The 19,116-nt window shown below is 53.5% G+C and carries 15 protein-coding genes; 5 read left to right on the top strand and 10 right to left on the bottom strand.

From position 1 onward, the window contains the following. The first annotated feature begins 172 nt into the window (after positions 1–172). On the top strand, positions 173–1,558 hold the full coding sequence (locus tag BM123_RS07385; RefSeq protein ID WP_175489278.1) for an OmpA family protein: 1,386 nt from the start codon (positions 173–175) through the stop codon (positions 1,556–1,558). Positions 1,559–1,645: 87 nt separating this feature from the next. On the opposite strand, the gene BM123_RS07380 is transcribed toward BM123_RS07385, so the two are convergent. From BM123_RS07380 to BM123_RS07365, 4 genes are all read right to left on the bottom strand, one after another. Beyond that, positions 1,646–2,086 carry an FKBP-type peptidyl-prolyl cis-trans isomerase gene (locus tag BM123_RS07380; RefSeq protein WP_090166842.1) on the bottom strand — a complete coding sequence of 147 codons (441 nt, stop codon included), beginning with the start codon at positions 2,084–2,086 and terminating at the stop codon, positions 1,646–1,648. Next, a complete protein-coding gene (purE, locus tag BM123_RS07375; RefSeq protein ID WP_090166840.1) occupies positions 2,083–2,574 on the bottom strand; it encodes a 5-(carboxyamino)imidazole ribonucleotide mutase in 492 nt (163 codons plus the stop codon). The genes BM123_RS07380 and purE overlap by 4 nt, the downstream gene beginning before the upstream one ends. A 129-nt stretch (positions 2,575–2,703) precedes the next feature. Beyond that, positions 2,704–3,420, bottom strand: coding sequence for an NUDIX hydrolase (locus BM123_RS07370; RefSeq protein ID WP_090166838.1), 717 nt, complete (start codon positions 3,418–3,420; stop codon positions 2,704–2,706). Between the two features lie 48 nt (positions 3,421–3,468). After that, positions 3,469–4,929, bottom strand: a complete 1,461-nt coding sequence (locus BM123_RS07365) for a nicotinate phosphoribosyltransferase (protein WP_090166836.1) — start codon at positions 4,927–4,929, stop codon at positions 3,469–3,471. Between the two features lie 1,072 nt (positions 4,930–6,001). Here BM123_RS07365 and BM123_RS07360 point away from each other — a divergent pair. Together BM123_RS07360 and BM123_RS07355 are read left to right on the top strand one after the other, a co-directional pair. Next, positions 6,002–7,618, top strand: a complete 1,617-nt coding sequence (locus BM123_RS07360) for a tetratricopeptide repeat protein (protein ID WP_175489277.1) — start codon at positions 6,002–6,004, stop codon at positions 7,616–7,618. A 274-nt stretch (positions 7,619–7,892) separates the two neighbouring features. Further along, positions 7,893–10,295, top strand: coding sequence for an outer membrane beta-barrel protein (locus tag BM123_RS07355; RefSeq protein WP_090166832.1), 2,403 nt, complete (start codon positions 7,893–7,895; stop codon positions 10,293–10,295). A gap of 138 nt (positions 10,296–10,433) precedes the next feature. Here the strand turns inward: BM123_RS07355 and BM123_RS07350 are convergent, their stop codons facing one another. The 5 genes from BM123_RS07350 to murQ all read right to left on the bottom strand — a co-directional run bounded on the left by BM123_RS07350 (position 10,434) and on the right by murQ (position 13,780). Continuing rightward, positions 10,434–11,087 (bottom strand): hypothetical protein, encoded by a 654-nt coding sequence (locus BM123_RS07350; RefSeq protein WP_090166831.1) that lies wholly within the window; start codon positions 11,085–11,087, stop codon positions 10,434–10,436. 144 nt (positions 11,088–11,231) lie between these two features. After that, positions 11,232–11,618, bottom strand: a complete 387-nt coding sequence (locus BM123_RS07345; protein ID WP_090166829.1) for a group III truncated hemoglobin — start codon at positions 11,616–11,618, stop codon at positions 11,232–11,234. Further along, entirely contained in the window at positions 11,615–12,031 is a 417-nt protein-coding gene (locus BM123_RS07340; RefSeq protein WP_090166828.1) for a VOC family protein, read from the bottom strand. The genes BM123_RS07345 and BM123_RS07340 overlap by 4 nt, the downstream gene beginning before the upstream one ends. A gap of 47 nt (positions 12,032–12,078) precedes the next feature. After that, positions 12,079–12,936, bottom strand: a complete 858-nt coding sequence (locus tag BM123_RS07335; protein WP_090166826.1) for a penicillin-binding transpeptidase domain-containing protein — start codon at positions 12,934–12,936, stop codon at positions 12,079–12,081. Between the two features lie 46 nt (positions 12,937–12,982). Then, entirely contained in the window at positions 12,983–13,780 is a 798-nt protein-coding gene (gene murQ / locus BM123_RS07330; RefSeq protein ID WP_090166824.1) for an N-acetylmuramic acid 6-phosphate etherase, read from the bottom strand. A gap of 159 nt (positions 13,781–13,939) precedes the next feature. Between murQ and BM123_RS07325 the strand changes: the two genes are divergently transcribed. Further along, positions 13,940–14,593 (top strand): hypothetical protein, encoded by a 654-nt coding sequence (locus tag BM123_RS07325; protein ID WP_139211799.1) that lies wholly within the window; start codon positions 13,940–13,942, stop codon positions 14,591–14,593. A 59-nt stretch (positions 14,594–14,652) separates the two neighbouring features. On the opposite strand, the gene BM123_RS07320 is transcribed toward BM123_RS07325, so the two are convergent. Next, positions 14,653–16,941 carry a T9SS type A sorting domain-containing protein gene (locus BM123_RS07320; protein ID WP_090166821.1) on the bottom strand — a complete coding sequence of 763 codons (2,289 nt, stop codon included), beginning with the start codon at positions 16,939–16,941 and terminating at the stop codon, positions 14,653–14,655. Between the two features lie 348 nt (positions 16,942–17,289). Here BM123_RS07320 and BM123_RS07315 point away from each other — a divergent pair, with 348 nt between their 5' ends. Further along, positions 17,290–19,053, top strand: a complete 1,764-nt coding sequence (locus BM123_RS07315; protein ID WP_090166819.1) for a S41 family peptidase — start codon at positions 17,290–17,292, stop codon at positions 19,051–19,053. Positions 19,054–19,116: the final 63 nt, after the last annotated feature.

Raw genomic sequence — 19,116 nt, 5'->3', positions numbered from 1 at the left:
GTATCTTTGACTTACCCTGAACGGTCGGGGTAAAACAACTGCTGATGCAGCCTGCCGTACTTATCGTGTCCGGGGCGGCCTTGCCCAATGCCTCCGAAGGAATCGTAGTAAGCGGACAAAACGTTCTACCCTAACAATCAGCCTGTGCTCCTGCGGGCACGCCATGATCGACATGAGATTTATACTTCCTGCCATTGTAGTATTGTTTACCTCGCTGGGCGTATCCGGGCAGTTTATGGACTCTACTGCCCATAACTCTTTGTCTACCCGAATGCTGCTGATTCAGCACCAGACGGCGATTGACAAATCGGCTTCGGTGACAACTACCTATGGTATTGAACTTGGGTTTCACCGTCAGTTTAACGATAAGTTCGGCACTACCCTTCCTTTAAAAATGGCGGTTATTGACCAGGGAGAGTTGGAGAATGCTAACATCATCGCGTTTGACATTTTGGGCGACTATTACCCCATTGGAAGCCAACGGAAGTTCTCGCCCTACCTCATTGGTGGCCTTGGCTTCGTATTCAACGATAAAGGAAGCAGCTATGGTCAGTTTCCTTTCGGAGCGGGAGTAGACCTTCGTCTGGGCACTAATTTCTCTCTGAAAATACAACTGGAGCGCCGTTGGGCCGGGACTGACCAGCGAAAAATGAATACGGCCGGCATCGGATACGTCTATCAGTTCGGAGGTCTCGACAATTCAGATACCGATGGAGACGGAATTTCTGACCGGCGAGACAATTGCCCCGCCGAGCCGGGGCCAAGATCCACCAAAGGCTGCCCGGATGCAGACCTGGACGGCGTCATCGACGAAGATGATTTCTGTCCGGAAATCCCTGGCGGACCAAAGACAAAGGGCTGCCCCGACAGGGACAATGATGGAACCGCAGACCAAAAAGACCGTTGCCCTAACCAGGCAGGAACCCGGGAAATGCTCGGTTGCCCTGACTACGATAAGGACGGTGTTGCGGACCCTGATGACAAATGCCCCGCCCAACCGGGAAAGAAGTTATTTCAGGGCTGCCCGGATACAGATAACGATGGGGTACCTGACGACATCGACCCTTGCCCCAACGATGCCGGCAGCCTCATTACGGGCTGCCCGGACCGGGACAAAGACGGCTTTCATGATTTGGAAGACAAATGTCCGGATGAGCCCGGAAAAAACGCTGGTTGCCCGGAGCTATCACCCGCCGTAAAGGCCAGTCTGGAGCGAATCACTAATAAAGTCTCCTTCGTCGGCAGGTCTCACCAAATGACCGATAACAGTTACCCTGCATTAGACGACCTCCTGAATATTCTAACGGATAACCCCGCCTACCACCTCATCATTGAAGGTCATACCGCTAACGATGGCACCGAGGAGAATAACCAGCGACTGGGCCAGTTACAGGCGCTTAGCTGCCGGAGCTACCTGGTCTCGAAAGGAATCGCCCCGGAGCGGATCAAGGTCATCAGCCGGGGCGCTACGCGCCCCCGGGCGGATGAGAACACCTCCGTAGGGAAGGAACTGAACCGGCGGATGGAGTTTCTGTTGGTGCCGGGTGGCAGGGGGTAGTATGGTAGTAAAATAGTATTGGTAGTATGATAGTAGTTTTTACTCCCACGCGCGGCAGCTACTACCATACTACCACTACTATCAATACTAATTCACTTCCATCACTTCCACATAAAAGATCAATTCACTCTGTGGCGGAATATCCGGCGGAGAACCTTCTGCGCCATAGCCCAATTCCGGTGGTAAAAAAAGCGTAGCCCGGTCACCGACGCCGAGCAAGGCGACACCGATATCCCAGCCGGAGATAACTTCCTTCCGGCCCAGAAAAAACTTGAAGGGCCGCCCGTCGCTCCAGGACTCATCAAAAACAGATCCATCGGAGGCCAACATCCCGACGTAGTGGACGGATACCGGGCGGTTTTTCCGCGTCACCGGTCCGTCTCCTTTTTCGTGAATGGCAATACCAATGCCCGCCACGCCACGTTCGGGAACGAGTGTTCCGGCAGCGTACTCCTCCTGCACTTTCGCCGCAAAATTGAGGCGGTCAGTCGCCAGGGCTTTCATGCGCATCCGGGCTTTCTTTTTCATTGCCAGCCGTTTTTCTCCAGTCGTTCGTATTTGACCTGCACCTGAGCGCGGAGATCTTCCTGATAATCGGCCATTTTCTGGCGGATGTCCTCATTCGTCGCACCCAAAATCCGGGCGGCGAGCAGGCCGGCGTTCTTCGCCCCGTCGAGAGCGACGGTAGCCACAGGTATTCCGCCCGGCATTTGCAGAATGGAGAGCACAGAATCCCAACCATCGATGCTGTTACGACTCTTGATGGGCACCCCAATGACGGGCAAAGGCGTGAGGCTGGCGACCATTCCCGGCAGGTGAGCAGCACCACCCGCGCCGGCAATGACTACCTGCACGCCACGATCCGCCGCTTTTTTTGCGTAATCATACAAACGGTCAGGAGTGCGATGAGCGGACACGACGGTTACTTCGATCTCGATGCCGAAGCCAGTCAAAACTTCCGCCGCCTGGCGCATGATGGGGAGGTCGCTGTCGGACCCCATGATGATTGATACCATAGTTACAAGTTACAAGTTGTAGGGTGCAGGTTGTAGGGTTGCAGGGTGCAGGGTACAGGTTGCAGGGTACAGGTTGCAGGGTTGCAAGATTCAGGTTTCACTCCCGGCAACCCGCAACGGGCACCCGTTCTAAATTTCAAAGTCCAGTGCCCTTCGCAGCACCCCGCTGTCTCTTTGTTTAGCCAGGTCTTCGTAGGTTTTCTGGTTGAATTTATAGAGCACGGCCGGACGGTGGGCGACGTTTTGCTGGCGCCCCACTTCTTCAAGAATACCGGTGCGCAGAATGCGGGTGCGAAAGTTTCGCTTGTTGAAGCCATCCTTAACGTTGAGCACCGTCTCGTAGAGCTGCTGTAGCTGGCCGAGGGTAAACTCCTCCGGCAGTAGCTCGAAGCCGATGGGTTGGTATCGAACTTTTGCCGCCAGGCGGCTATTGGCGATATTGATAATGTCAGCATGATCGAATGCCAGCTCGGGTAGTTCATCGATGGAAAACCATTCAGCTTTATCGGCGTCAGAGGCGGCAACGGCGGGGTGATCCTGCAGATTGACCAAAGAGAAATAGGCCACGCTAATGACGCGACCCCGGGGATCCCGACCGGGCTTTCCGAAAGTAAAAAGTTGCTCGACGAAGAGGTCCTTCACGCCAGTTTCTTCTTCCAGCTCGCGGAGAGCAGCGGCTTCCAGATCCTCCTCCATGTCAACGAAGCCTCCGGGTAAAGCCCAGTGGCCCTTAAACGGATCGCTTCCCCGACGGATCAGCAGCAGCTTAAGCTGCTTACCACCGTCGTAGCCGTAGACGACAATATCTACTGTAACCGAAGGGCGGGGATATTCGTAGCTATACATACGTTGACTTTAATATTAAGCAAAGATAGGAAAGTGCTGGCGAAGGTGCTATTCAGCAAGCATAGACTGCTTGAGGTCGTAGAGGCGGCTTTCCAGATAAGCCGTAGATTGATTCCCCTCCTTCCCGTCGGACCACCATCGCCAGTTTTTCAGGGCGCTGGCGCGGGTGCTTTGTAGGGTTGGAGGAGCATAGTTTAGCACGCCCTCCACAAAAACCGGAACGAGTAAATCAGTCTCCCGCATCGCGTCGTGCTGGTGCAGAGCGACCTTCTCGCCATTCTCCAGCGTGTAGCTTTTCATATCCGTGCCGTCAAATTCATTGTAAAGGACCCGTCCGTGCGGAGTGGAAGTTCCCCGCTCCATGAAATGGAAACTGCGTACGTTTAGCTTCCCCGGGTTACTTACTTTCGCCAGTGTGTCGGAGCGCTTTATTTTGGGTTCCCACTCCCCTTTTTCGTTTTGGATAGCCGCTAATTTATAGACGCCGCCCAGCGCAGGTTGGTCATTGGCCGTAACGAGTTTGGTGCCGATACCCCAGGTATCGATCCGGGCATTTTGCTCTTTCAGGGAAAGGATCGTGTGCTCATCTATGTCGTTAGAAGCAATGATTTTTACGTTCGGGAAGCCAGCCTTATCCAATAGCTCACGGGCGGCGATGGAGAGTTTGGCCAGGTCTCCGGAATCCAGGCGAATGCCTAGCATTTCGTGGCCTTTCCGCCGTAGTTCTTTACCCGTTTCAATGGCTTTAGCCACACCCTCCAGCGTGTCGTAAGTGTCCACCAGGAAGATACCATTATCGGGCATCGCTTCGGCGTAGGCGCTGAAGGCCGCCTCTTCATCCGGGAAGCTCATCACCCAGCTGTGCGCGTGGGTTCCCTTCACGGGGATGCCGTAATAGCGGCCGGCCCAGACGTTAGACGTGGCGGCGCAGCCGCCAATGTAGGCCGCCCGGCTGGCCGTGAGCCCACCGTCAATGCCCTGCGCGCGGCGCAGGCCGAACTCAATGACGGTATCCTCTCCAGCCGCCGCCTTTACGCGGGCGGCTTTGGTGGCAATCAGGGTGCTGAAGTTCATCACGGTCAGCAAAGCTGTTTCCAGCAGCTGACATTCGATCAGCGTGCCTTCGATGCGGAGCAGCGGCTCGTGGGGCAAGACAATCTCTCCTTCCGGAACAGCGTGTACCGTGCCCGTAAATTTCAGCCGTTGCAGGTAGTTGAGAAAGGGCTCTTTAAATAGTGGGGTGCCATTATTTCCCTTAAGCCGACCGAGATACTGCACATCATCCGCGCTGAAGCGCAAACCTTTGATCAAATCAATGGCCAGCGGCAGCCCCGCTGCCAGAGCAAAATCTCCCCCAAAGGGCGGTCTGCGATAAAACAAGTGAAAGATCGCCTTACGCTCATGCATTCCCTGCTGATAGTAACCAGCGGCCATGGTGAGCTGGTAAAGGTCCGTACAGAGGCCAAAGTCGGGGCGGTAAACGCTGCTGAGATGAGAAGTAGCGGGCATACTTAGTTTAAATTTTAAACAAAGCTAAATACTTCCTGCGACTTTTGCAAGTTTTTCACTCTGTACGCACGCTTATTACACGAACGCTATCCGAGAAGAGGCGAATTCTAATTGCTAAATATTCTTCCTGCGGCATTAGACCCCGGATGGGGTCTAACGTACTTATCCCCGGGTGCGAACCCGGGGATAAAAGGGCTATTTCCCGGTCAATACGGCGCCCAGCGCCGTCCCCCCCCCTGATTGCGCATCGTTGGACGTGCGCTGTTCGCCTTTCAATACGAAGGGTACAGAAGGCACAAAGGGTTTTCGAGAAGAGATGGTACGACAAGGAATAAATTAATGCTCCCTCTCTAATGCCTCCCTCCGGCTCATCGGTATTCCCTTTTAAAGCACCTTTTTACGCTTCCCGCTAAAATGATCGGTAACCGGTAAATACAATCTGACTTCGAATTCATCATTCGGCACCAACTTGTGTAGTGAATGGGCGTCGTACTGATTTTTTCCAGCCAATGGATCACCAATAAATTCACCCGTTTGTAAGGAATATTAATGTACTTAAATTTAAATCGCGCCACCTATTTCATTTCCGGCTAAAGCCGGTGCTGTATTACAAAGCTCTTACGAGCTGTAACGCACACCAGCTCGGAGAGCTTTGTAGCGCAGGACCGGCTTTAGCCGGACACTATCTGGCCACGCTTTGCTCTTTAGTCCTTTCCCCTTGCACCCGCGTCCGCGCCCAAAACATCCGTCCGCCCTACCTTTAGCTTCGCGAATGAAAATCTTCCGCCAAGACAAGATTGAGATTACCAAAGCTTTCATTGTGTTACCGATTTAAAGCGGTAATTTCTCTCCGCTGAAAAGTCTTGCGCCTAGCTCAACACCAAAGCCTTCATCGAACCCAGCATACCACCGGTCGAACATTCAGCAGCATCTGTCCCAACAAAAGCCCGCCAGTGCAACCTAAGCAAAAAACGAAGGCCTTTAGCAATAGCAATACATCATTAATCGCTAATCAGCACATTCCATTATGCCTTCGTTTTATACCTCCAGGTTTTACTGCTTTGTTTTATGGATGATACTGTCCGCTTCCTTTTACGCACAACCCAACTTACCAACGAGTAGCTGGCAAGAGGACCTGCGCTTCCTGCAAGAAACGGTACATCAGGACTATCCCTTTCTCTTCAAAAAAACGACGGCGGAGGCCTTTGACGACGAAGTAGAAAAACTCTACGCAGCCATTCCCCGGCTGCAGGAGCATGAAATTATTGTCGGCCTGGCCCGGCTCGTTTCCTCTTTTGAATACGGGCATACCTCCCTGCGGCTGGGAGGAGAAAGCACGAACTTTCATCAGCTCCCAGTCAATTTTTACCACTTCAACGACGGCGTTTACGTGGAAGGCGTACGTAAAGACGATTTGGAAGCTCTCGGTGCTAAAGTGCTCAAGGTAGAAGGTGTCCCCATCGGAGATGTTTTAAGCGCCATTGAGCCTGTCATCCCAGCAGAAAACAAGCAATACGCTAAGGGCTTTGGCATGCGATACCTTAATTACCCCGAGGTATTGCACGCTCAGGGGCTGACGGAAGAATTAAAGAAAGACATCGTTTTCACGCTGGAGAAGGACGGTAAAGTCTTCGATAAAAGCTTCAGGGCCGAACGGGGTTTGTCCGTTCCCCGGCACTACGATTTCATTCAGGAAGAGGGAGAATGGCGCTCTTCCCGGCAACAAGGAACAGCCCCTCTCTACCTTCAGGAACTGGACAAGCACTATTACTTCAAATACTTACCCGAAGAGAAGACGGTTTATGTGCGCTACAGTCAGGTAGTGCCCGACCCGTCTGAAGCCATTGACGTTTTCTACCAGCGCGTGTTTGACTTTATTGAAGAGAACGAAGTGGACCGCTTGGTGCTGGACGTTCGACTAAATGGTGGCGGCAATAACTATAACAATAAGGCTGTCGTGACGGGCATCATCCGTACGGAGAAGATCAACCAGATCGGCAAATTTTTCGTCATCATTGGGCGGAGAACTTTCTCTGCCGCACAGAACCTCATCAACGAGCTGGATAATTACACCAACGCCATTTTTGTCGGTGAACCCTCCGGAGAGAACATTAATTTTTACGGAGACAACCGTCCGCTGACGCTGCCCAACAGTCAGTTGGAGGCCCGCTTATCCTGGGCCTGGTGGCAAGACAAGCCACAGTGGGAGAACGCTGAATGGATGGCCCCGCACGTAGCGGTGGACATGAGCTTTGCCGAGTACCGCGACAATCAGGACCCCGTGTTGGAGAAAGCATTACAATTTAATGCGGAGAACTTCATCCTTAATCCGATGGATTATATGACGGAGTTATTCCAGGCCGGGAAGATGGAACTGCTGCAAAGCGAAACCCAGAGATTAGTGGCCGACCCCAACTACCGCTTCTTTGACTTTGAAGGAAAAATGAATAATGCCGGGCAAATGCTGCTCGGGCAAAATCAACTGCAGCCCGCCCTGTTCATCTTCCAGTTTTGCACCCAGCTTTTCCCGGAATCTGCCGTGAGTTATGACAACCTGGCGGCGGCACTGTTAGTAGCAGGCGATAAGGCGAAAGCTACGGAGCTGTCTAAGATGGCACTACAGTTAGACCCTCAGGGGCCAATCGGGCAGAAGGCACAAGCGCGGCTGAAAAAAATAGCTAACGATTGACCGCAGGGGCAACAAAAGAGCTGGCGCGCACGCAGGTGCGAGGAAAGTTAAGAAGCAAAAACAGGCCTGGCCACAGAGTAGCTACAATTTTTTAGTCTCAGCCATCCCGCATCCAACGGTGCAACCTCACTGCAGCGCGTTCGTCCTTTCATCCACAAATAAGGTGCATCGGTAGAATGTAGTTACCCCAAATGACCACCAATATTGACTTTAGCTGCCGAACACAGCATCCCTCCTGATTCCCCCTTTTTAAGAACCTCCATCCACCCATCAAATGAAACTAAATTTACCCACCCTTCTTTGCTCCTTGATTCTTTTACTTTGCACCTGCGTCAGCGCCCAGGAGACAAAGCCGCCCGAAAACGCCTCCGTTTCCGGCAGAATCCTGGATGAGCAGACCCCCGCTGAGTTTACCAACATCCTGCTCCTCACGGCTAGTGACAGCGCCGTGTTAAAACTGGAATTAGCGGATGAAAGCGGACGTTTTTCCTTTATCAACGTTCCGGCGGCGGATTACTTCATCCGCACCACCGGCATCGGTTACGGAGAGAAAAACCATCCTGTCTTTACCCTGAGCCCCGGTCAGGAATTATCCCTGCCCGATTATCAGATCAGCGGCTCGGGCACCAACCTGGAAACCATCGAGGTCGTGGCCCGCAAGCCCTTTTTGGAGCAAAAGGCGGGCATGCTAGTGGTTAACGTTGACCAGAGCATCACCGGACAGGGCGGCACCGTGATTGATATGTTACGGAAGGTGCCGGGCATCGTAATTGCAGGCAACCGCATCCAGATGGCCGGAAAATCCGGCCTGACGATCCTCATCGACGGCCGGCCAACGAAATACATGGACATTCAGAGCTTGCTGCGCGATATGCCGGCGGACAACATCAAGTCCATCGAAGTCATCAGCCAGCCCGGCGCACAGTACGATGCGGAAGGATCTGGCGGCGTAATTAATCTCGTACTGAAAAAGAACAGCTTGCTGGGCACCAACGGATCCGTATACGTCGGCGGCGGCTACGGCGAGCGGGCGAAGTACCGCGCGGGCGGTCAGCTCAGCCACCGTCAGGGCAAACTTAACCTCACGGGCGGCGCATCCTGGAACCGCCGCAGCTGGACCGATGGTCTCGACCTCATCCGCCGGTTCGATGACCGGACTTTCGTGCAGTCCAACCGCGACTTCGGCATCCCCGATTCTTACAGCCTGCGTGGTGGTGCAGATTACGACCTGACCGACCGACAGCGCGTTGGCCTCAATGCCCGCTACAACTGGGGGCAGAGCCCGCGCTCGGCGAGCAACATGACCGAAATCCGCAGCCCGGAAACCGACGAACTACTGGAATCCTTCATTACCTCCGCCGAGCGTACCCGTCCCTGGACCAGTCTCAACCTTGATGCCTTCTACCGCATCAAACTTGACACCAGCGGCCAGGAAATCAACTTCGACGCAAGCTACAACCGCTTCACGCGCGACGGCCGGGTAGAACTTAAAACCGTTGGTGCTGACTTCCCGGACCGGGTCAATCTGGAGCCTTCCAGCGCAGACATTGTCTCCGCCCAGGTAGATTACAAAAAGCCGCTGAGCCAAACGCTTATCTTCAAAGCCGGTGCCAAGGCCAGTATGGCGGAACTGGACAATGAGCTGCTGGCCCGCTTCAGCCAAGCCGGCGAAATGGTGATCGATGAGAACCTGAGTAATCAGTTCCTCTACGACGAAAACATCAAGGCCGCTTACACCAGTATCGGCTGGGAAAAAGGCGACCTGAGTGCCAACTTTGGCCTCCGCTTCGAAGACACCCAAATGGAAGGCTATAACGTAACGCTGGACAGCTTCAACAACCGCAACTTCAGCCAGCTATTCCCCTCGGTGAGTTTCAATGCCCCCGCCTTCGGGCCCATTGGTGTATCCGTTGCCTACAGCTACCGGATCGAACGGCCGAGTTACTATGACCTTAACCCATTCGTGAGTTACCTCGATCCGCTGACCTTCGAGAAGGGCAACCCCTTCCTGCGGCCGGAGCTTATTCACAGCGGGCAGTTCAGCCTGACCTATGAGAAGCAACCCTTCTTCAACCTGAGTTATGACTATACCAGCGACGTAATTGCTGATGTTACGGAACAGGACTCCGAGACGGGCGTCGCCTTCCAGAACACCGTCAACCTCGACCGCTACATCCGATACGGTGGCAGCCTTTTCCTTCCACTTGACTTCATCGCCAAGCCCATCTCCGGCTACATCGGCGGTATGCTTTTCTACAACGACTATACCTCTGACTACCTCGGTGGCCAGTTGGATCAGGACCAATGGAGTTTCACCGGTTTCTTTCAGGTGAATGCTCAGCTACCCGGCGACTGGAAGGGGGAAGTTTCCGGCTGGTACCAGGGCAAAGGCATTGAAGGAATCATCCGCTCCGAGCCCCTGTACGGGATTTCTGCCGGCGTGGAAAAGGATTTCTTTGATGATCGGCTTAACTTCATCCTCAGCGGCGACGGCATTGTTCAGAAATTCTTTACCGGCACCATCCGCTATCAGGAACAGAACCTCGACATTCGTTCCATCTGGGAAGCACCAGTGGTGTCCGTAAAGCTCACCTATAAATTCGGCAACCGCTTCCTGAAGAAGAATGAGGGGCGGCGGAGTTCGGCCAGTGAGGAACGGGGGAGGTTGAATGATTAGTCTGGTAACGCGAATCAAGAGCAGTACTGGAAGTCTGGTAGGCTGCCGCATTTTGAAGTGGAGGTATTGGTCGCTGCGCGACTGGATGTTTTTCACGCAGATGGACACAGAGGGAGGAGAGGACGCAGAAGAGTTTCCCTAAACATTCTCGGCATTTTCCTGAATATACTTATCCATATACCCCAGGCATCGCTCGTAGGTCCTAAGACAAGAAGTCAGAAAATAACGATAGGAAGAAATGGAATTTATAAAGACCCTGTCCCGATAATTTTCTATCGGCTGCGGCCGGGCGCGGTAGAGATCAAGCTTTTCAGAAACGTGTTTAAAATAGCGTTCATTGAAGCTCTCTACCAGTAATTGATTTTGCACCTCTGCTAACTTATAGAATTCATACAACTGGACCAGGTTAGTCTTTTCTTCAAAGTCATCAACGAAGCGAATATCTCCTGACTCCGTAAAGGAAACGAAGGCATTCTTCTTCAAATACAAGCCTCCAACGTTCATCATCCGAAACACCAGGTTATTTATTCTTTGAAGATCTTCCTCTTCGCTATGAATCAATTGTAATAGTGTATCCAGCTGAAATTGGTCATCCTTTAGCTTATCGATCAGGTTGACCAGGTTGCTCTTGTTATAACGGGTTTCTTCTACAATCTCTTTAACGTGGGCCTCCACCAGCTTGTCTTCCCGACGGTCATCCGAGCATTTTTCCAGCTGAAAAGCCATTAGAATACTTAGCACTACCAGCACGAAGCTGATGAGGTGATTGGGCCAGTCAATTTTAGGTTTCATAAATCTAATATACGGACTTGTCGAGAACACTTCGGCAGGCTTAGCGGGGTCCGCAGGTGCAAGGGAGAGGTAAAAGAGCAGAGGCTTACACCTTGAGCATCCGGACGCTCATAGCGGGCAACTCGGGCAAGAGGAAAGACAGCCCTACCGCCGGTACTCTTCCATCACCTTGATCTTATGTAACATCAACTGACCGATATTTCTCGCCCGGAAAATCGCCAATTCCGCTTTCTCTCCGGCAAAGAGCTCCCTTACCGTCTCTTCCCACAACCCCAGCCAGACGTCAAAGTGTTCCCGTTGAAGGGCTGTCTCCTGGGCCAGCTCCAGGTGCTTCCGCATTGGGTTCCCACGATAGACCATATTCCCCAGCAGGACACTTTCCCAGAAATCACCAATGACGGGCAAGTGAGCTTCCAGATTGAGCTTCGCTACCTCGGTGAAGATGTGGCCGATGGTGGGATCGGTCGTTGCTTTGGTGTAAAAGGCCGCTACGAGTTGGTCGATGTCCTGGCGGTGGGTTATGTCGGTCATTGCTTAGGTCTTTCAGGCTTATGACAATGTTCGGCGATTTGCCGCAAAAAACCCGCCTCATCCTTAAAAGCGATCAAATTCCCGTCCGGGTCTTTGAATTTGGCCACCGTGCCCCAGTCGTGCTCCTGGTAATCAACGTCGATGCCACGGGCGGCCGTGGCTTCAGCGGCGGCTTTAACGTCCGCCACGTTTAGCCGCAGGCAGGCGAAGGTTCGGGGTTGATCAGCGGGCAAATGCAGGTACTCCGGCCGATCTTCCCGCTCGACCATCAGGTAAGTTCCGTAGCATTCATAGCAAGTCAGCATCTCATTGGCGAAATAGACGGGCAACTGAAGTTTATTGCCGTAGAAATCAAGACAGGCTTCGTAGTTCCTGACGTAGAGGACCTGGCCGGTGTGGAGGACATTGTGCATATCATCGTTAACGTTCCCGGACCCGGTTTAGATGACATCCCAAAAAATTACAGATAACCCAGCCGGGTAAGGGCCAGCCGGGTAACCGCCACCCGCACCGCAGCAAATCCATCCATTTCAAATCCAGCCCCCGGCTCCACGTTCGTGGCGAAGTAATAGACCTTTCCTCCTCGCTCTAGAAAGCCAACGAACCAGCCGTTGTTCTTCTCTCCGTCTATTGACCAGCCCGTTTTTCCGCTCAGGGAGTAAGCTTCCGTCTGCTCCCTGAGCATAATTTCCCGGATGGCCGTCTGTGTCGTCTTCCTGATCGGAAGCTCCTCATGATAAAGGCGCCGCAAAAACTGAATCTGCTGGTAGGGCGTGATACGGGATTCGCCCTGCAGCCAGAAGTTGTCCACCGTAGCAGAGTCGAAGACCATTTCCGGGTAGCCCAGTCGCACTAGTTCTGAACGCATCTTTTCCGGGCCGACCGCCCGCGCTACTTCCTGGTAACAAGGCACGCAGGAAACGGAATAGGCTTGCTTTAGGGTCAGGTCCTGCTCCCAGGCATCCAACCAGCGGTCCGTGCCGTCCCACGGAAAAAGGTGTTCCGGTCCGGAAGCTACACCAGTTTCCAGGGCGATGATGGTGTTCGGTATTTTGAAGGTAGAGGCGGGGAGTTGACCGGTGTAGGCCCCTTCCAGATCGTTGAAATATAAAGCGTTCTCCTCTTCATCAAAGATCAGGATCGTCCCGTCTAATTTGAAAGAATCGAGCAGGTGCTGGAGGGTAAGGTCTTCGATGTGCAGTAGCTTGCCAACCTTTTTTTCAACGGGTGTTCCTTCGGTCACAACCTGCTTTTCTGATTGGGATGATTGGCAGCTTAGCATGACAAATAGTAAGCTGACTGGCCATAGAAATTTCATTCAGTGTTGATTTCAAGTAATTAATGTCAGCGGCTGAAGTCTCGGGCTACTGTTCAATCACCGCCCGCACGCTACCCTTCAGCAACAGCCGTCTCTTCGCCTCCTCGTAGGGAATGTCCAGTGCATCGACGATCATCTTGGTGCCCCGGTCCACCAGCTTAGCGTTGGAGAGTTGCATGTCGACCATACGGTTGTCTTTCACGCGGCCAAGGCGGATCATTGTCGTGGTGGTGATCATGTTAAGGATGAGCTTCTGGGCCGTGCCGGACTTCATACGGGTGCTACCGGTGACCACCTCGGGGCCGACGACGGCAACGATGGGATGGTCCGCGTGCTCAGTGACGGGGGCACCTGGGTTACAGGTCACGCAGCCCGTGAGGATGCCGCGTTCCCGGCAAGCCTTCAGCCCGCCCACAACGTAGGGCGTGGTGCCAGAGGCAGCGATGCCGATCAACGTATCATCGGGGCCGATGTTGTGGGCTTCAAGGTCAAGCCAACCCTGCCCTTCAGCGTCTTCTGCCGATTCAACGGGGTGACGCAGGGCGTGGTCTCCGCCGGCAATCAGGCCCACGACCCACTCGGGTGGCACGCCGAAGGTGGGTGGACATTCACTGGCGTCCAGTACGCCAAGGCGGCCACTTGTTCCCGCGCCGGAGTAAAAGATGCGGCCACCGCGCTGCATGCGCGGCACAATGTCGTCCACCAGCGCCGTCAGCGCGGGGATGCACTTTTCTACGGCCAGGGCAACCTTCTGGTCTTCTCGGTTGATCTTGGTCAGCAGCTCCAAAGTAGATTGCTGCTCCAGGTGGCGGTAGGGGCCGGCTTGTTCGGTTATCTTTTGCATGGTTGTTGGGTACCTGCACGCTCCGCGTGCAGGGCAAAGATAACGGGTAGCCGCACACTCCGTGTATGTTAATTGCTGCACGCGGAGCGTGCGGTCACCTACATAAAAAAATATTTGTTTTATCTTTATTGAAAAACTATATTTAAGAGCAAAAACCCTATGGCAGTTCCAACACTACTCACCTCCAACAAATTTCAAAATGATCCATTATCAAATGATCCTGTTCATATAATTTACCGTCTTTACGATAGTCTTCCTCAATCAAGCCTAAGCAAATTATCAGCAGATTACCGCTTAGCAGCAGCTCAATTAAAGCAGCGATTTCCTTCGGCACTACTTTTGTCTTCTCAACACCAAAACGAGCGATACGAACTTCAGAGAAAATTTCAGAAGAGATATGACAAACTGCTGGACGATGTGAAATCCGGCCCGTTTTTTCTTAGTGATAATGCTTGCAAGCAAATCGTGATCGACTCCTGGCTGAAAATGGAAGAAATGGATTGGGTTACAGTATACGCAATTTCGGTTATGAGCAATCACGTCCACGTACTTGCCTGCCACCCTGATCCTAATGGCTCTGTTGATTTTAATATCTTACTAGAAAAACACAAACGATTTACGGCAACCAAAATAAATGCCCTCCAAGGACAAAAAGGTCGTAGAGTGTGGGCTAAGAAGGCCTTTGACCGAAGAGTACGAAAGGGAATGTTTGGATCCGTATTTTGGTACATCCTTAATAATCCAGTAAAGGCTAAATTGGCAGGCTCGTTCGAAGAATTTCCGGGGAATTACTGGCATCCTGATTTCGGGTAGCCGCACACTAAGTGTGCGGTAATTCCTGCACGCGGAGCGTGCAGGAACCCAGGTCGGCGCTACAAATGTACCACCCGCCGCGTAGCTATTCCCTCCGGCCCGCTGGCCCGCACGAAGTAGACGCCTGCACTTAGCTCCTCTAACCGCCATTGCACCTGCGGCCGCGCCCCTTGAGTAGACGGTAGAGCGGTAGACGGTAGGTCGGTAGAGCGCAAGACCCTTCCCTGCACATCCAGCAAAGCCACTTCCCGAACGCTGGCCGGCAGCCCCGAAATGGTCAGTTCATCCGCCACCGGGTTGGGGAACACGCTAAAATCAAAGGCTGGCCGGACGGCGGAGAAAAGCCCGGTAGAGAGGTCATTGCGCAGGTCCGTGCCGTAGAAGGAGAGCCCGCCCCGCTCATTGCCCACCACCATCTCCAGCACTCCGTTGCCGTCAAAGTCAGCAAGTGTCGGGTTGGTGAACGCCCCTAAGTCAAGGCTGTCCACAGTTTTCGTCAGCAGCGTAAACGGCTCCGTGTAAGCGGAGTCTGCGCCAAAGCGATACAGCTCAATGGTTCCGCTGCGGTTACCGCTCAGGATCAGGGTAAAGTCATCGTTTTGCACCACTGCCGGCGTGGGGTGCCCCGTGCTTACGCCCGGCGCGTTGGTATTGATGCCGCCAAGCTGCAGCACATTGCCTGCCGCAGAAGTGGACGGATCGAAGGCCGGCGCAGTCGCCGTACCGATGTTTCGGTAAAAGCGGATTCGTCCGTCAAAACCACCCAGCAGGAGGTCCAGCAGCCCGTCCCGGTCCAGATCCGCCAACGCTGGTTTACTGAACTGCCCGGCGTCAATGCCCAACCATTCAAACTGTAGCGGAGCAAAAGTCGCCTCCCGGCCCGCCCCGGCTGTATTCTCGCCGAAAACGATTTTACCGCTACGCTCCCCGATGATGACGTCCTCATCCCCATCGCCGTCCAGATCCCCGAAGGCGGGCGCGTAGGCCCAGGCCGTCATCGCGAAGGCGCGCAGCCCCAGGTAATCGTCAGTGACCAGTTCGAAGGCGATGTCTCCGCCTGCTGGCGTCACGTTACGAAACAGCCGAAGCCGGCTGTCCAGAAAGTTGCTGCCCGTAAATTCATCGTTGTTGCCCACCACCAGGTCAGGGCGGCCATCAGCATCGTAATCAAAAGTGGTAACGTTGGCGGAGGTACCCAGATCGATCATTTCGTCGACGAGGAAGGTGCGTCGCTGAAAGGCAAATTCCGGGGCAGCATCACTACCCACATTGCGGTAATACCACATCACTTCTACATCGGCTCCATTAAGGGTTACAGACGGAGCGGCCAGGAGGTCACGGGCGCCGTCCTGGTCTACGTCGAGGTGAAAACCGGCGGGAAAAGAGGGTATATCCACTTGCACGCCGTCCTCCTGCCAGGCGGAGTCTTGCGTCGAAATCCAGGCTTGTTCCCGGCTACCGGTGTTGAAGCCGAGCACGAGCCCGTCGAAGGAGACATCACCAAGCATAATGTCGCTCAGGCCATTTCCATTATAATCGAGCGTTAACACCGTTGATCCGGAGTGACGTGGCCGGCCGCCGCCACCGGGGCCGAGCAGGTTGTTAAAGCAGTCTCCCGGTCCGCCCCCCAGATCGAGCGCCGGGCTGAGACCGCTTTCGAAGAAGCCGCCCCAGCATTGATCGGCCAGTTCGTAGAGCAGGGTATCTGCGCCAAATCCACGCTCTACCCCCATGTTTCTGTAATACTCGATGTAGCCTCCGCCGACGCTGAAGGTCAGGATGTCCAGATCGCCGTCCAAATCGATATCGTCTATGGCCGGGTAGTCGATGCTGGAGACGAAGATGGGGGTTGGTCTGCCTTCAAAGGGGAAATAAAGTTGGGGAAGGGGGTTGCCGAAGTCAACTAAGTCAAATTCCAGCAATCCGTCCGGCCGGCGACGGCCCCGGTAAACAGAAATACCGTCTACAATGGTGGAGTAGGTAAAGATATCGGGTACGTCGTCCAGGTTGTAATCCCGGAGCATCATCCACCCGCGAATCTCTTCGGGAAAGTGGGCCACCAGCTCCGGGGCTTCGTCGTACTTATCGCCGCCAAGGCCACGGAGCCCCAGATGGATCTCTCCGGCTTTATCAAAAATAAAGAGGTCGTCCGTACCGTCATTGTCCAGGTCCACGGTCTGTGGCTGCGGGGTGTTCAGCCCCCCAAACCAGGCTAGCTCAAGGTTGCCGCTGGCCGTAGTTACCTCCGGATAGGAAGCACTCAGCTCGATGGTTTGCGCGTGAAGTATAGCCCCGGCCAACAGACAAAAGCAACAAAACAGTAAAAAGCGGAAAGAGATACGTTTCATGGATAGCTTTTGCGGGCGCACACGTGGTTACTGAGCTTGCCGAATGTACAGGATATGGTAAAAAGAGCAAAACACCCCTTCTCTTCGCTGTTAACGGATGAGGGGCGCGAATCGTTTGTCTGCCTTCTGACGGGAGAGGAAGTAAGCAAGGGGATACTCCCAAGTCCCTTCGCAACTCCACGCCGCCCGCCCACCAACTGGAGGGAGCTCTCAGCGTCCCGCAGTATTGCGGGACCTGATAGCGTCCCGACGCCCCCCTCAGTCCATAAGTTTTACATCTATTTACACTTGAAATGCTCACTTCGGCGAACGGCAAGGATACATTGCGGACCATTCAAAACCAATTTGATGATGCGCCACTACTACCTTACCCTCCTACTACTTAGTCTGATCATCCTTCCGGGTTGTGCCCTCAAGCAAAACACCGTACCAGATGCAGCAGTAACGGAAGTAGAATCACAGCCTACAGCATTGGCCTCCATCGCCGAAGTACTTAAAGCCAATGACCACCGGCCCGTTGCAGAACGCATTGCCCTGTACCGCCAGCTCAGGAAAGAGCAACCAGAAGCCTACAACTTCTGGAATCAGGACGAACTAACCATGTATGGCTACGGGCTTTTATGGGGTGAGAAGACAACGGAGGCCATCGAGGTATTCAAGCTGATGGTGGCGGAATTCCCCAACACGGCCAACAATTATGACAGTCTGGGGGAAGCCTATCTGGCCAACGGCGATGAAGAGAAGGCGCTTGTCAACTACCAGAAAGCACTGAAAATGGACCCCGACAATTTCAACGCCGAAGATATTGTTTACCGGCTCCGGCACCCTGGTTTCGTCCCGGAAACCGACGAAGAAAAATTCGCCAAAGTTTACACCGCTGCGGAATACAGCGCCGACTTGGATCAATTGGCGGCAAGGCTGTTGAAAGTACATCCCAATGCCCTGAAGTTCATCTCCGCAGAAGACTTCCGCTCACTCATCGAACAGAAAAAAGCGCTGATGACGGACCAGACGACCTACGCTGAATTCCGCTGGCACTGCGCCGAGATCATCGCCAGTGTAAATTGCTCTCACACCTCCATGGGGCGTTTTTCACTGGAGAGTAAAATGCTGCCGACGGCGCTTAGATTCCCGGTACAAACCCGGTTGGTCGACGGGCAGCTCTTTGTCGTTGACCCCATGGGTAATGACGACAGACTGGCGGTAAAAGACGAAATACTAAGTGTTAATGATATCCCCGTTGCCAGCCTGCTGAAAGACATCTACCGCCGGATTCCTTCTCAGGGCTACGTTGAAACGACCAAAAGGCATGAGTTCAACTTCTGGGGCACAGGGATGATTGCTTACGCAATGAACTTCCCCCAGACCTATGAGGTGACGGTGAAGGGCAAGTCGACGTCCATCGTCTTATCCCCTGCGAAAGAAATCCGTAACCACTTTGGAAACCCTGCCATCAAGGGCTGTGGCGAGCCCCTCTGTTACGAGGTTTTGGAAGACGGCAAATCCGCCGTCCTCACCGTCCTGTCCTTCAACTTCTACCCATGGAACAATCTGGATGTTTTCGAGGCTTTTATGGACAAAACTTTCCGAAAAATTGCGGCGGACGGCATCGAGCAGCTGATCATTGATCTCCGCTATAACGGCGGTGGCTCGTCGGAATCAAGTATTTATTTGCTGCGCCACCTGATGCAAAAGCCTTTCACCTATTACTCGAGGGCAGAATATGAAGGTAAACAAAAGCCCGCAGCGGGAGAAAGTGTACAACTCCCCTTTGACACCACCTTCCAAGGCAAGCTCTACTTTCTCATTGACGGCATTGGCAATTCTACGACGGGCCACTTTATGTCCCTGGCCCAAAAGTGGGAGCTGGGCACCATCATCGGCGAAGAACTGGGCTCCAACCAATTTTGCTCTGCCGGGCAGACCGTTTGCCGACTGTCCAATACCAAGGTACTTTACTACGTGGCGAACAATACACACGTTTCGACGGCCACCTCTCTGCCCGATGAGACGGGCATTTTACCGGACCACTACGTCAGCCAAAGCATCGACGATTACCTGAATGAAATAGACACCGTCCTGGAATTTGCGATTGGGCTGACGCGGATGTGATGCGGGATGGTCGGGAGTGGGCCAATACATCTCCCAACTAAGAACAATAAGTAATCTCTTATC

The organism is Neolewinella agarilytica (genome assembly GCF_900110645.1).
GTDB classification, from domain to species: domain Bacteria; phylum Bacteroidota; class Bacteroidia; order Chitinophagales; family Saprospiraceae; genus Neolewinella; species Neolewinella agarilytica.
The sequence above is the reverse complement of the archived record's forward strand: the minus strand, read 5'-3'. Positions and strand labels throughout refer to the sequence as shown.

What these genes read in the sequence shown, in the direction of transcription:
- BM123_RS07385 (WP_175489278.1), top strand. Translation starts at nt 173, where the DNA reads ATGAGATTTATACTTCCTGCCATTGTAGTATTGTTTACCTCGCTGGGC.
- BM123_RS07380 (WP_090166842.1), bottom strand. Translation starts at nt 2,086, where the DNA reads ATGAAAAAGAAAGCCCGGATGCGCATGAAAGCCCTGGCGACTGACCGC.
- purE (WP_090166840.1), bottom strand. Translation starts at nt 2,574, where the DNA reads ATGGTATCAATCATCATGGGGTCCGACAGCGACCTCCCCATCATGCGC.
- BM123_RS07370 (WP_090166838.1), bottom strand. Translation starts at nt 3,420, where the DNA reads ATGTATAGCTACGAATATCCCCGCCCTTCGGTTACAGTAGATATTGTC.
- BM123_RS07365 (WP_090166836.1), bottom strand. Translation starts at nt 4,929, where the DNA reads ATGCCCGCTACTTCTCATCTCAGCAGCGTTTACCGCCCCGACTTTGGC.
- BM123_RS07360 (WP_175489277.1), top strand. Translation starts at nt 6,002, where the DNA reads ATGATACTGTCCGCTTCCTTTTACGCACAACCCAACTTACCAACGAGT.
- BM123_RS07355 (WP_090166832.1), top strand. Translation starts at nt 7,893, where the DNA reads ATGAAACTAAATTTACCCACCCTTCTTTGCTCCTTGATTCTTTTACTT.
- BM123_RS07350 (WP_090166831.1), bottom strand. Translation starts at nt 11,087, where the DNA reads ATGAAACCTAAAATTGACTGGCCCAATCACCTCATCAGCTTCGTGCTG.
- BM123_RS07345 (WP_090166829.1), bottom strand. Translation starts at nt 11,618, where the DNA reads ATGACCGACATAACCCACCGCCAGGACATCGACCAACTCGTAGCGGCC.
- BM123_RS07340 (WP_090166828.1), bottom strand. Translation starts at nt 12,031, where the DNA reads ATGCACAATGTCCTCCACACCGGCCAGGTCCTCTACGTCAGGAACTAC.
- BM123_RS07335 (WP_090166826.1), bottom strand. Translation starts at nt 12,936, where the DNA reads ATGAAATTTCTATGGCCAGTCAGCTTACTATTTGTCATGCTAAGCTGC.
- murQ (WP_090166824.1), bottom strand. Translation starts at nt 13,780, where the DNA reads ATGCAAAAGATAACCGAACAAGCCGGCCCCTACCGCCACCTGGAGCAG.
- BM123_RS07325 (WP_139211799.1), top strand. Translation starts at nt 13,940, where the DNA reads ATGGCAGTTCCAACACTACTCACCTCCAACAAATTTCAAAATGATCCA.
- BM123_RS07320 (WP_090166821.1), bottom strand. Translation starts at nt 16,941, where the DNA reads ATGAAACGTATCTCTTTCCGCTTTTTACTGTTTTGTTGCTTTTGTCTG.
- BM123_RS07315 (WP_090166819.1), top strand. Translation starts at nt 17,290, where the DNA reads ATGATGCGCCACTACTACCTTACCCTCCTACTACTTAGTCTGATCATC.